12 protein-coding genes and 1 pseudogene are annotated in these 12,468 nt (G+C 55.3%); 6 read left to right on the top strand and 7 right to left on the bottom strand.

Features of this window, described 5'->3' with window-relative positions:
• Nucleotides 1-635: 635 nt before the first annotated feature.
• The 3 genes from QN378_RS12480 (at nt 636) to QN378_RS12470 (ending at nt 2,635) form a co-directional block, all read left to right on the top strand.
• Nucleotides 636-1,241 carry a hypothetical protein gene (locus QN378_RS12480; protein ID WP_323550563.1) on the top strand — a complete coding sequence of 202 codons (606 nt, stop codon included), beginning with the start codon at nt 636-638 and terminating at the stop codon, nt 1,239-1,241.
• Between the two features lie 5 nt (nt 1,242-1,246).
• The gene (locus QN378_RS12475) at nt 1,247-1,579 is read left to right on the top strand and encodes a hypothetical protein (protein ID WP_323550562.1); all 333 of its coding nucleotides are present in this window, start codon (nt 1,247-1,249) and stop codon (nt 1,577-1,579) included.
• 471 nt (nt 1,580-2,050) lie between these two features.
• On the top strand, nt 2,051-2,635 hold the full coding sequence (locus tag QN378_RS12470) for a hypothetical protein (protein WP_323550561.1): 585 nt from the start codon (nt 2,051-2,053) through the stop codon (nt 2,633-2,635).
• A 158-nt stretch (nt 2,636-2,793) separates the two neighbouring features.
• On the opposite strand, the gene QN378_RS12465 is transcribed toward QN378_RS12470, so the two are convergent.
• Nucleotides 2,794-3,702, bottom strand: coding sequence for a LysR family transcriptional regulator (locus tag QN378_RS12465; protein ID WP_323550560.1), 909 nt, complete (start codon nt 3,700-3,702; stop codon nt 2,794-2,796).
• 105 nt (nt 3,703-3,807) lie between these two features.
• Between QN378_RS12465 and QN378_RS12460 the strand changes: the two genes are divergently transcribed.
• From QN378_RS12460 to QN378_RS12450, 3 genes are all read left to right on the top strand, one after another.
• A complete protein-coding gene (locus tag QN378_RS12460) occupies nt 3,808-4,407 on the top strand; it encodes a short chain dehydrogenase (RefSeq protein ID WP_322205116.1) in 600 nt (199 codons plus the stop codon).
• A gap of 61 nt (nt 4,408-4,468) precedes the next feature.
• Entirely contained in the window at nt 4,469-5,140 is a 672-nt protein-coding gene (locus QN378_RS12455) for a hypothetical protein (RefSeq protein WP_322205117.1), read from the top strand.
• A 112-nt stretch (nt 5,141-5,252) separates the two neighbouring features.
• Nucleotides 5,253-6,863, top strand: a complete 1,611-nt coding sequence (locus tag QN378_RS12450) for an NAD(P)/FAD-dependent oxidoreductase (protein WP_323550559.1) — start codon at nt 5,253-5,255, stop codon at nt 6,861-6,863.
• Between the two features lie 96 nt (nt 6,864-6,959).
• Here the strand turns inward: QN378_RS12450 and QN378_RS12445 are convergent, their stop codons facing one another.
• From QN378_RS12445 to QN378_RS12420, 6 genes and pseudogenes are all read right to left on the bottom strand, one after another.
• Complete coding sequence (locus tag QN378_RS12445; protein ID WP_323550558.1) at nt 6,960-8,057, bottom strand: PLP-dependent cysteine synthase family protein; 1,098 nt, start codon at nt 8,055-8,057, stop codon at nt 6,960-6,962.
• 205 nt (nt 8,058-8,262) lie between these two features.
• Entirely contained in the window at nt 8,263-8,727 is a 465-nt protein-coding gene (locus QN378_RS12440; protein ID WP_322205120.1) for a glycine zipper 2TM domain-containing protein, read from the bottom strand.
• Nucleotides 8,728-8,906: 179 nt separating this feature from the next.
• Entirely contained in the window at nt 8,907-9,554 is a 648-nt protein-coding gene (pdxH, locus tag QN378_RS12435) for a pyridoxamine 5'-phosphate oxidase (protein ID WP_322205121.1), read from the bottom strand.
• 52 nt (nt 9,555-9,606) lie between these two features.
• Nucleotides 9,607-10,716: an OmpA family protein gene (locus tag QN378_RS12430; RefSeq protein ID WP_322205122.1), complete on the bottom strand. Its 1,110-nt coding sequence runs from the start codon at nt 10,714-10,716 to the stop codon at nt 9,607-9,609.
• 118 nt (nt 10,717-10,834) lie between these two features.
• A complete protein-coding gene (locus tag QN378_RS12425; protein WP_323550556.1) occupies nt 10,835-11,980 on the bottom strand; it encodes a serine hydrolase domain-containing protein in 1,146 nt (381 codons plus the stop codon).
• A gap of 96 nt (nt 11,981-12,076) precedes the next feature.
• Nucleotides 12,077-12,429 (bottom strand): annotated as a pseudogene (locus QN378_RS12420) (beta-agarase); the annotation flags it as partial.
• Between the last annotated feature and the right edge of the window lie 39 nt (nt 12,430-12,468).

Raw genomic sequence — 12,468 nt, 5'->3', positions numbered from 1 at the left:
TGGCAAGTCCGCGCCCAACTGACACTAAGCGATGGCAGTTCATCGTGGGTATTTCCCGCACCAAGGCCCAAAGACCCGACCCTTTTTGGCGCGGCCCACGCCACACCCAACTTCAAAGAAATTGAACAACCGTTCTGGGCAGATGAAACCACCCATAAAGCGCAGGACGACCAATGACTGCAATTAATTCGTCTTATTACGCCAGCACCGCATACTGCTCTGACCGTATCCCCAACCAACCACCTTCAGCAGAGCGCTCGTGGATACGGCGCTTCGCTAAATTTCGCCTCCCTTGGGGGCTAACCCAAGAGGTTGCGCTGGACGACTTCTTGAGCGAAGCAGCGCCGACAAAGTTACGGCGAGTGGAAAAAGCCGAGCAGGTAAAAAAGGAAAAATTATCCCTTGGTACTTATGTGCCTGCGCCTTACGAACATGTGGACTTTCATGATTGGCATGATCACGAACGTTTCAGGTTTTCGTTATGGTCAAAACAATCACAATTTTGGATATACACGCTACTGTTCGGAAAGTGGGGGGCGATAATGCTATCGCCGCTTATTGTTTTGGTGTGTATTTTTGCCGAAACCAAATCGAATTCTGCCTCGCTCATAAGCTTTTTCAGCGGGATATGGGATATGGCGTATATAAGCGTAGTCCCCCTTAGCATTGCCTGGGGGGTAAGTTCGGTCGTAATCAATTACATTCCTAAGCTCTGGGTCAAACCCTCCCGAGGCCCGATCTGGGAAATCAACCGCCGCACCGGCCTTATCACCCTTTTCGATTACGACAACAACGGCGAGTACAAAAAGAACGGCACCATCGGTGAACTCACCGCACCGTTTTACGAGTTCGATGCCTACATCGCCACCATCCCGGATCGTCAGGGTTTAGTGACGAACGTGCTGTACATCGCCCACCGCTACCGCGATATCGTCATCAACTTCCGGCCCTTATTCGCTCCCGGCGAAGGTCAGCTGTGCTGCGCGTTGTGGGATTTTCTGCAGAACTACATGGACACCAGCCGCCCGCTGCCGGACTTGCCGCGCTACGAACAATACCGACATCTCGACCCGACAACGGCTGAATACGACCGCAAAACCCGCCGCAATCCAAGGTTTTGGATCGATATGGACGATGCTACCTTCGAGCAAGAACTCTACGCCATGCGCGGCAAGATCGATCAAATCGACACCTTCCAACGCCCGAACCTGATGGCGCGGTATGTGGAGTATGTGGATTGAGTCCCTTGAATACCGTGTGGGAAGAAACCCATCTATTTCCCGAGGCCAAGCCTATGGCGTACCGGCCGGAGGCCGATGGGATGGAAATATTCTTGCAAACACCTTGGGAAACGCTGGTTGAAGTTTCACGCTCAAACGACATCGTGTCGGTCCACACAGCATGGCAAGTCCGTGCCCAACTGACACTAAGCGATGGCAGTTCATCCTGGGTATTTCCCGCACCAAGGCCCAAAGACCCAACCCTTTTTGGCGCGGCCCACGCCACACCGAACTTCAAAGAAATTGAACAACCGTTCTGGGCAGATGAAACCACCCATAAAGCGCAGGGCGACCAATGACTGCAATAAATTCGTCCTATTACGCCAGCACCGCATACCGCTCTGACCGTATTCCCAAACAACCACCTTCGGCAGAACGCTCGTGGATACGGCGCTTCGCGAAAACGCGTTTGCCATGGGGGAGCGCGCAAGAAGTCGCGCCCGATGACTTTTTAATTCGGCGCAAACCCAGCAGCTTGCGATTTCAGGAGGAAATGAACAAAGAGCGTGAAGAAAAGCAAAAGTTAGGCACTTACATTCCGGCTCCATATGAGCATGTAGACTTTCACGATCGGCACGATCATGAAAGTTTCAGATTCTCCTTATGGTCCAAACGTTCACAGTTTTGGATTGACGGGAGGAGGACGGGGGCTATTCTATATAGCGTTTGTAGTGTCAATGATGACGTACTTTCTTATGCTCTTTGCATTAGATGATCCGTGGCTAACTACAACAGTTGAGTTACTCCCTATACTCGCCACATGGATATTTTTGCCTCTCTTTTGCTGGGCATTAGGTGCTTTAGTCATCCGCTACCTCCCCCACCTCTGGGTCAAACCCTCCCGAGGCCCCATCTGGGAAATCAACCGCCGCACCGGCCTGGTCACACTCTTCGATTACGACAACAACGGCGAATACAAAAAGAACGGCACCATCGGTGAACTCACTGCGCCGTTTTACGAGTTCGATGCCTACATCGCCACCATCCCGGATCGTCAGGGCTTAGTGACGAACGTGTTGTACATCGCCCACCGCTACCGCGACATCGTCATCAACTTCCGGCCCTTATTCGCTCCCGGCGAAGGTCAGCTGTGCTGCGCGCTGTGGGACTTCATACAAAACTACATGGACACCAGCCGCCCACTGCCAGACTTGCCGCGCTACGAACAATACCGACATCTCGACCCAACAACGGCTGAATACGACCGCAAGATTGGCCGCAATCCAAGGTTCTGGATCGATATGGACGACGCTACCTTCGACCAAGAACTCTACGACATGCGCGGCAAGATCGATCAAATCGACACCTTCCAACGCCCGAACCTGATGACGCGGTATGTGGAGTATGTGGATTGATCATCCGTTTCAGGCCGTAGAACTTGTGCTGGCTGCCTTGGCGCTTTGCGTTGGCAAGGCAACTCCCCCACGGTTGATTTTTATTCGGTTGAACGTGTGCGCCGGTCCGCGCTTCTGTAGCCAACAAGTTGGCAGGAATCCGGTCTTGCTCGGTCAGCTCAAAGCCTCTCAAACGCCGTACTACTGCGAGCGAACCAACTCAACAGGTAGTCGGCTAACACCTGCGTGCGTAGTGGCAAGCCGGCTTCGTAGGGGTGGACCAGGAACAGCGGCAAACTGGGCGTTTGATAGTCACGCATTAGCCAGCGAAGACGACCGTCGATGATTTCGGCGTGAACCATATAGGACGGTAACCGGGCGATGCCTGCACCCACCAGCGCGGCTTTTTTCAACAAGCTGTAATGGTTACTGGCAAACGGACCCGCAACCCGCACGCGTATCAGTTGATGGTTTTGGTGGTAAATCCACTCCTCGCGGCCGCTGTAGTGACTGTTGAGCAAGCATTGATGGTCACTCAACGACAGCGGCCGAGTCGGTTCGCCGTGGCGTTCCAGATAACCAGGGCTGGCACAGGTCAGCTCTTGCATATTGAGCAGCGGCTTGGACACCAATCGCTCATCGCTTGCGACGTGACTGCGTATTGCCAGGTCATACCCGTCCCGGTGCAGGTCACGAAAACCATTATTCAAGTCCAGTTCAATCTGGACCAACGGATATTCTTTCGAAAACTCCATCAGCAAACCGTCGAAAAATGTCTCGCCCATGGACACTGGAACGGTGATCCGCACCGAGCCGGATATCTCATCATGTAATCGGGCTAATGCTTGCTTGGCGCGCTCGGCTTGATTAATCAGTGCCCTCGCTTGGGGCAATATTGCTGCGCCCGCCGCCGTCAGGCTTAAGCGACGAGTACTGCGGTGCAGTAGCGTCACCGAATAGCTGGTTTCCAAAAATTTGATGCGCTTGGACAACTGGCCCTTGCTGCACCCCAGTCGCTGGGAGGCCAAGGTAAAGCTCCCGGCCTCGACCAGGATCGCAAAGGCGACCAAGTCATCCATTTCGCTCATCCGATTGTTTCCTGCTGAAAACCAAAGATTGCCAATTAGCATGTTTATCGACCGCAACGCGGCACTTTACACTGAGTCCCTGTTAATTCATTTCAAGGAAACGCAATGAAAATTCTTCTGATTGGCGCCACTGGGACTTTAGGATCGGCCATCGAAAAGGAGTTGGCTCCCCGCCATGAGATTGTCCGCATTGGCCGCAAGAGTGGTGACTTCCAAGTGGATATTAGTGACAGCGCGTCCATCAGAAAACTGTTCGAACGGGTAGGCATGTTCGATGCGTTGGTGTGCGCGGCAGGCAACGTGAATTTTGCGCCATTGGCCGACATGACTGAACTCGACTTTGCGTTGGGCCTCCAGGACAAACTCATGGGCCAGGTTAACTTGCTACTGATAGGGCGTGAATTTGCCAATGACGGCGCCTCGTTCACGTTCACCACCGGCATCACCAGCCATGACCCGATTCGAACCGGAGCCTCGGCCAGCCTGGTGAACGCAGCCATCGATGCGTTTGTTCGTGCGGCCGCCATCGAGTTGCCTCGCGGTTTGCGAGTGAACTCGGTGAGTCCAAATGTTTTGGTAGAGTCCATGGGCGCCTATGCGTCCTATTTCCGAGGCTTCAAGCCGCTGCTTGCGTCAGAAGCAGCGCTGGCATACGCGAAAAGCGTCGAAGGTTTACAAACCGGTCAGACGTATCACGTCGGCTGAGCCCTTGTGATCGGACAGCAGCCTGAGTAACGTGGCGCCACTTGTTTGGAGACCGACCACCATGTTCGCTGCCCGCACCCTGTTGATGATTGCCCTGCTGCCTGTGATTGCCGGATGTCAGATGTTTAACGCTAAACCTGCTTCGTCCACGGCGGGCCTGACTCGCATGCAAGGCGACCTCACCGGTGAAGGCGGCCAGCTTTGGTTTCAGCCTTGCAACGAACAACGCCGGTTTATGATTCAGGACAGCGGCAACACCAGCGTGCTGCAAGAGGCCGCAGCGCTTGCCGCCAAAAAAGGCAAACTGTTCGCTGACTTACGTGGCAATTTCGATGCCAGCAAAACGTCGGGCACCGATGGGGTAGTCAACTTGCAGCAGCTTTACCGGGTTGAACGGTCCGCCAACGCCTGCAACGACGCCAACTTCAAGCAGTTGATCGTGCAAGCCAGCGGCAATAGCCCTGCTTGGAGCATCAATGTCAACGGCAAAGGCCTGATCCTTAACCGTGACGGCAAAGACCCCGTTGCTCTGCCATATGTTGAAGAACAACTGCCTGGTGGCCGCCTCAATCTGAGCACCGAAGCCAATGGCCAGCGCATTGAATTGTGGGTCGCACCCCAGCGCTGCGTAGACCCGGTCAGCGGTGCCGTCCAGCACTTGACGGCCGAATTGCGCGTCAATGATCAGGTGCAGCGGGGCTGCGGCTATTACGGCGGCGCCCGTAACGACTGAGTTCACATACAGCCTTTTCTGGCTTACGGATTTAAATGCCTGAAGCGAACGGGACCGAAGCGGCATATAATTGCCGGTTCGCGTAAAGCTGGCCCGGATACTGGACCCTGTCATGTTACGAATCACCGAACTCAAGCTGCCAATCGATCACCCGGAAGACGACCTGCGCCCTGCCCTGCTGCTGCGTCTGGGGATCGACAGTGATGAGCTGCTCGACTTCACGCTATTCAAACGTAGCTACGACGCACGGAAAAAATCATCGGAACTGTGTTTCATCTACACCGTCGATTTTGAGGTGCGGGATGAAGCCGAGCTATTGCGCAAGTTCGCCGATGATCGCCATATCGGCGTGGCGCCCGATATCAGCTACAACGTTGTCGGGCACGCACCTGAAGGGTTGACGGAGCGCCCGATAGTGGTCGGCTTTGGTCCATGTGGGATTTTCGCCGGTTTACTCTTGGCACAAATGGGCTTTAAACCGATCATCCTCGAACGCGGCACTGAAGTTCGCCAGCGTACCAAGGACACTTGGGGGTTGTGGCGCAAAAACGTGTTGAATCCAGAGTCCAACGTGCAGTTTGGCGAAGGCGGCGCCGGAACATTTTCCGACGGCAAGCTTTATAGCCAGATCAAAGATCCGAAATTTCACGGGCGCAAAGTGCTGCATGAGTTCGTCAAAGCGGGTGCGCCAGAAGAGATTCTTTACGTCAGCAAACCGCACATCGGTACGTTTCGCCTAACCGGTGTAGTGGAGAACATGCGTCATCAGATAGAAGCGTTGGGTGGCGAAGTCCGCTTCCAGCAGCGCGTTACTGACGTGTTGATCGATAACGGCCAGTTGCAGGGTGTTGTCTTGAGCAGCGGTGAGCAGATCGAATCGAAGCACGTAATTCTCGCGTTGGGCCACAGCGCTCGCGACACCTTTCGCATGCTCCATGGGCGGGGCGTATACATGGAAGCCAAACCGTTCTCCGTGGGCTTTCGTATAGAACACCCGCAATCGCTGATCGACCGCGCACGCTTGGGTAAATATGCCGGCCACCCCAAATTGGGCTCGGCTGATTACAAACTGGTATACCACGCGAAAAACGGTCGATCGGTATACAGCTTTTGTATGTGCCCCGGCGGCACAGTGGTGGCCGCGACATCCGAACTTCACCGGGTGGTTACCAACGGCATGAGCCAATACTCGCGTAACGAGCGCAATGCCAACTCCGGCATCGTCGTCGGCATCACGCCTGAGGATTATCCGGGTGGCCCATTGGCCGGTATCGAATTGCAGGAACGGCTGGAGTCGCTGGCCTACGTGCTGGGCGGCAGCAACTATGAAGCGCCCGCGCAGCTGGTGGGTGACTTTATTGCTGGCAAGGCGTCGAGCGCACTGGGCAGCGTCGAGCCGTCGTACAAACCTGGGGTGAAACTGGTAGATCTGGCGGACGCCCTGCCCGCGTACGCGATTGAGGCGATCAGAGAAGCGTTGCCAGCGTTCGATAAACAGATCAAAGGTTTCGCCCAGCACGATGCGATTCTGACGGGCATCGAAACCCGCACCTCGTCGCCGCTGCGCATCACCCGCGATAACACCCTGCAAAGCCTGAACGTCAAAGGCCTGTTTCCGGCCGGTGAAGGCGCCGGATACGCAGGCGGAATCTTGTCTGCCGGCGTCGACGGCATTCGGGTGGCCGAGGCGTTAGCTCGGGATATGTTGGGGATTGAGGGTTAATCCAGAGACGATCTAGAGGAGACAACTCGTTGCCGAGGCGGTGTGTCAGATAATCAGCCTAGCCAACAAGTTGTCTCCTACAAGGTTTTCATCGCTTCAAATACCGGCGCGCAACACGCCTTCTGGCAGTGCCTCACCTTTTTCAGCACAATCGGCGATGCTGTCGATTAGCCCGCTCAGTTCATACCCCTGCGTCGTCAGCCACGCTTGATCGTAATAGGTGGTCGCGTATCGTTCGCCGCCGTCACACAAAATCGCCACGATGGACCCCGACTCACCTGCGGCAACCATCTCGCTCGCGACCAATAGCGCGCCGATCAAATTGGTTCCGCTAGAGCCGCCCACTCGGCGACCCAAGCGCTGCGCCAAGTAATGCATGGCGGCCAGCGACAATGCGTCGGGCACCTTGACCATCGCATCGATCACTTTCGGCAAAAACGAGGCCTCTACCCTGGGCCGACCGATACCTTCAATGCGTGAACCACAGTCCAGGCGCAAACTCGCGTCGCCGCTCTGGTAATAGTCAAAAAACACTGAACGCTCAGCATCAGCGCACAACACCCGCGTGCTGTGTTGGCGATAGCGCACGTAGCGACCTAGCGTCGCCGTCGTCCCGCCGGTGCCAGGGCTTGAAACCAGCCAACTCGGCTCCGGATAACGCTCGAAACGCAGTTGTTGGAAGATCGATTCAGCGATGTTGTTATTGGCTCGCCAATCAGTCGCGCGCTCGGCATAAGTGAACTGGTCCATGAAATGACCACCGCTTTCTCGGGCGAGACGCTCGGACTCAGCGTAGATCTGAGTTGGGTCTTGAACCAGATGGCTTTTGCCCCCGTAAAACGCGATTTGCGCGATTTTCTCCTGAGAGGTTGTGGAGGGCATTACCGCGACAAACTGCAAACCCAACAAACGGGCGAAATAAGCTTCGGATATCGCTGTCGAACCGCTAGACGCCTCAATCACTGGCGCGCCTGCCCTAAGCCAGCCATTGCACAACGCATAGAGAAACAGCGACCGCGCCAAGCGATGCTTGAGGCTGCCAGTGGGGTGACTGGACTCATCCTTGAAGTACAACTCGACGCCCGGCAAGCCGGGTAGTTCCAAGGGGATCAAATGGGTATCGGCGCTACGCTGGAAGTCCGCTTCGATGATTCGAATCGCTTCACGGGCCCACTGCCTGGTATCGCTCATCATCACTTCTCAATCAAATTTAGGAACTTTCCCAAAGCGCAAAACAATCACTGCGAGACATAGTTGTTACGCGCATGAAGTCATGAAACTTGGCGAATAATCGCTTTTAACGAAAAACCGACTCATAAAAAACCCGGTTCATTGGACCGGGTTTTTTTATTACAACTTGTTACAATCACTCTCAAATCATTAAATAACGATGTGAAGCTTAGTGAGCAACTCGGCTTGTACCGTTCACAGTCATGATGCGAACTCGTTCGCCCACACGGAAAATTTCATTTTCCTGCACTTGCTGGACATAGGCGCGCATCGTGCCATCGTCTTCACGCACGGTAATCTCTACGCCCTGCGCACGGGTCAAACCTTCTTCCGTGGCCGAACCCAACAGACCGCCCGCGACCGCACCAATCACCGCAGTGATGATGCTGCCGCGACCGCCACCAATAGCGCTCCCGGCCACACCACCAACTACCGCACCAGCGCCAGCGCCAATGGGCGTTTTAGTACCTTCGATTTTAACGGGACGCAAAGAGTCGATGGTGCCCATGCGTACGGTCTGTACTGTCCGAGCCTCATCTCGGGAATACGAGTCCCCGGTAAGACTTGAGGTACAGCCGCCCAGTGTCAATGCCATCGCAGTGAACGAAGCAACCAGCAGAACAGACTTACGCATAAGATCAATCTCCAAAAGAACAGACAACCATTAAACTCCGTGACAAGAAACCTGTCACGGTCTCCACTGAAAACTTGTTTCATTGAACGGGTAAATTAACTACAACTTTGCCCTCACCTCATAGACGTTGGGGCAGGAAAATAATTCAAAGGTTTTCTATCAAACACCTTGACCATCCATCAGGGGGCAAGTCGCTCACAGACCCACGCTTCGTTTTCAACGCGATAGTTCAAGCGATCATGCAGACGGCTTGGGCGCCCTTGCCAGAATTCGATTCGTTCCGGTAACAGGCGATATCCGCCCCAATGCTCTGGGCAGTGGGGTTGTGAGTCGCTGAACCGCTGTTCGGTATTCTTGAGCATCGCTTCAAGTTCGGCACGATCGGCAATCACTCGGCTTTGCGGAGACGCCCATGCGCCCAGACGGCTACCTAGGGGGCGAACCTGAAAATAAGCGTCCGACTCTTGCGCGCTGACTTTAACCACACGCCCCTCAATCCGTACCTGACGCTCCAGAGAGGGCCAGAAGAACGTCATGGCCGCATGAGGGCGCGCAGCCAACTGCTGACCTTTGGCGCTCTCGTAGTTTGTGAAGAACGTGAAGCCCTGATCGTCGAGCCCCTTTAGCAGTAAAATCCGGCAATGAGGGCGGCCTTCTTCATCAACGGTTGCCACGGTCATGGCATTGGCTTCGACCGGCGCTTGCTCGGTTTTCACCGCCTGCGCGAACCACTCATGAAACAAGGCAAAAGGCTCGTCCGGCGCCTGAGTTTCGTTCAAACCATCTCGGGTGTAATCACGACGCATATCGGCCAAAACTTGGGTCATCACGTGCTTCCTTCGCTGCAATTCCTGAGAAAGGTCCTTGGCTCGGTCAGGCTTAGTTGGCTTTGGCCTGATCTTCCGGTATGTCTTTCTTTGCTGGTGCGTCAGTTTTGGCTGGAGTCGCCTTCTTCGCTGGCGCAGCTTTTTTGGCAACTGGTTTTTTGGCGGCCGCTTTCTTCACCGGAGCCGTTTTTTTGGAGCTCGCGACGGTTTTAGCCCCAGGTGCGGGCGTGGCGGCAACCGGCGCCGGCGTCTGAATGGCGACCAGCGTCGCTGGGCCTGGCGCTGGCATGCTGTACTTGCTAAGCAAGGCGACCATCGTGACCTGCGGCGTCATCACGATCTCAATCCGACGGTTCAACTTGCGGCCCTCGGCGCTGTCGTTTGCCGCACGCGGCATGATCGAACCCATGCCACGCATGCCCAAGCGGTTACGTTCCAAGCCGCTCATGCGGAAAATAGCAGCGACCGAAGACGCCCGCTCCTGGGTCAACTTTTGACTGTCTGTTATTAAGCCAGTGGTGTCGGCATGACCCAGCACGAGCACAGCGGTTTTCGGATCAGCTTCGACAATTTTTGCCAGTCTGGAGATTGGACCAAGAGTGACCGGCAATAGCATGGTCGGGCGGTCGTGGTTGAACGAGCTGTCCGCAGGGGCGGTGATGACCAGTAGGTTCTCGCGGCGCTCGAGCTCGAACGGGCTGTCTTTAATTGCTAAACGCAACCGCGGCTCGTAATCATCGAGCCACGCTTGGGTGATTTTCGGGTCTGGCATCGGCACAGGTTCTGCGCGGACGGCGAGGAGCGGCCTGGCTGCTTCCTTTTGTTGTTTGGTCTCGAACGGCCACCACCAATGAGTCTCAGTAGCAGGCGTGGCAGCGGCAACTACCGGCGCAACTGCGGCAGGCGCCGGAATAGAGGCAGAGTTCTTGACGTCAACTTTAGCGGCAGCGGCCTCAGCTTTCACAGCAGTAGGCGCAGACGGGGCGGTGCCCTTCGCATCGGGCTTGGCCGCAGATGCCTGGTCCGGCGCCTTGTCCGAAGCTTGATGAGCGCCAAAGGGCCACCAGTTGATACCACCTTCGGCGACGCCATTCTGCGGCGTTTGGGCACAACCAGTGACAGCCAGACACAACGCAAACGCGAGAGTTTTGTTAGATGACATCGTTAATCCATACCATGAAAAAGCAGAAATAAAGCTTTGAATAAGCTCGTATAAACCGACACTTCGAGAACAAAATACGCCACTCGGTTCCTTTGGCGCGAAGTTAACAGACAATCGGCTAAAAACAATTCGCCAATACGCGCACCAGTGATTGTGCGCGTGGATCCATTAATACGTAAGGCCCTAGCGTGTTGGTGACAAAACCAAATGCCACCTCGCGCTCGGGATCAGCAAATCCTGTAGAGCCGCCGGCGCCAGGATGGCCAAAAGCTTTAGGCCCAAGACCGTAGGTCGCATTAGGCACTTGCGGCTGATCGAGCATACAGCCGAGCCCAAACCGGGTGGGGGTCAGCAAGGTTTTATCGGGCCCCACGCTGTGCTCGCGCGTCAGCTCACCTAGCAACTCGGCTTCAAGCAAACGACCGTCAAGTAACGCGGTGTAAAAGCCTGCGAGGCTACGAGCGTTGCCGTGACCATTGGCCGCAGGTTGTTGCATGCGCCGCCACTCAGGTTTGTTGGTGCTGGTCATGATCGATGGCGGATTGGTAAACGCCCGTGCGGTCATGGAAGACGGTTCGCGCATTGTCGTTTGCAACAGACGCTGTGCGGCTGCGTCACCCGGATTACCCTTGCCGCGAGCGATATGCGCAACACGGTAAAACGCTTCATCCGCCAGCCCAACGTGAAAATCGAGACCTAAGGGTTGTGCGATACGGGCCGAGATTGATTCTCCCGGACCTCGTCCGTCAGCGCGGCGCAGCATCTCCCCGACCAACCAGCCATAAGTCATGGCGGCGTAGCCGTGACCCTGGCCAGGCGTCCACCATGGTTCTTCAGCGGCTAACGCATCGGTCATTGTTTGCCAGTTATATAGCGCTTCGGCAGGCAACATCTGTCGCAACGCCGGTAATCCCGCCTGATGGCAAAGCAACTGACGTAACGTAATTTTATCTTTGCCGGCAGCAGCAAACGCTGGCCAAAGGTTGGCGACCGGATCGTCCAAGCGCAACTTACCTTCACCCACCAGTTGCAACGCAGTGACGGCAGTAAAGGGTTTCGTGCAGGAAAACACATTGGCAATGGTATCGCTGTGCCAAACCTCGGTGCCGTCCTTGTCCGCCGTCCCAGCCCAAAGGTCGACTACAGTTTCGCCGCCAATCTGGATGCACACTGCGCCACCGCGCTCATGAGGGTCATCGAAGAGCGCAGCGAAGGCTTCGCGCACTGCTTCAAATTTAAGTTCGTAATGACCCTGAATCTGCACGCGCCCGCTCCCCCAAAAATGACTGTTTCAATTGTTGACGTGCATTGTTCCAGCGATTGCGCTCTTTGGGAACAGACTCAAGCCTGATTACGACGATTAACGAGTCCCACCGGTATCGCCACCAGCACCTTGCGCACCTTTGACATCGCCGCTTTCCGGCGCACGATCCCGCTTGCCGCCCTTACCGTTTTCAGGTGTGCCGGGGAGCGCTTTCGGTTTAGTTTTCTTGGCGTCATTCGCCCGCGCCTCTTTGTTTAGCGTGTCAGGAACTTGAAGGTTGCTTTTGCGAACCGCTTCAACAAACCCCTGAAATGGCACATCAGTGATGCTGACAAGCCCGACGTGACCATTTTCTCCATCAAGTAAACGCCCGTGGCAGGCTGGTCGAGGTATTCGAACCAGTGCACGCCGACGACCGAAGGTTCAGCCAGAGCTTGTTTCAAGAAATTGGGCCTTTTGAAAGTATTTGAAGTCGGCTTCGATCTCAG

It is taken from the genome of Pseudomonas sp. 10S5 (genome assembly GCF_035019745.1).
Classification (GTDB): domain Bacteria; phylum Pseudomonadota; class Gammaproteobacteria; order Pseudomonadales; family Pseudomonadaceae; genus Aquipseudomonas.
Note: the sequence above shows the minus strand (reverse complement) of the source record. Positions and strands in the feature narration are given on the sequence as shown.

Bases quoted from the DNA above. Each gene is read 5' to 3' on its own strand.
- QN378_RS12445 (WP_323550558.1), bottom strand. From the start codon at position 8,057: ATGATGAGCGATACCAGGCAGTGGGCCCGTGAAGCGATTCGAATCATC.
- QN378_RS12450 (WP_323550559.1), top strand. From the start codon at position 5,253: ATGTTACGAATCACCGAACTCAAGCTGCCAATCGATCACCCGGAAGAC.
- QN378_RS12460 (WP_322205116.1), top strand. From the start codon at position 3,808: ATGAAAATTCTTCTGATTGGCGCCACTGGGACTTTAGGATCGGCCATC.
- QN378_RS12440 (WP_322205120.1), bottom strand. From the start codon at position 8,727: ATGCGTAAGTCTGTTCTGCTGGTTGCTTCGTTCACTGCGATGGCATTG.
- QN378_RS12430 (WP_322205122.1), bottom strand. From the start codon at position 10,716: ATGTCATCTAACAAAACTCTCGCGTTTGCGTTGTGTCTGGCTGTCACT.
- pdxH (WP_322205121.1), bottom strand. From the start codon at position 9,554: ATGACCCAAGTTTTGGCCGATATGCGTCGTGATTACACCCGAGATGGT.
- QN378_RS12465 (WP_323550560.1), bottom strand. From the start codon at position 3,702: ATGAGCGAAATGGATGACTTGGTCGCCTTTGCGATCCTGGTCGAGGCC.
- QN378_RS12455 (WP_322205117.1), top strand. From the start codon at position 4,469: ATGTTCGCTGCCCGCACCCTGTTGATGATTGCCCTGCTGCCTGTGATT.
- QN378_RS12480 (WP_323550563.1), top strand. From the start codon at position 636: ATGGCGTATATAAGCGTAGTCCCCCTTAGCATTGCCTGGGGGGTAAGT.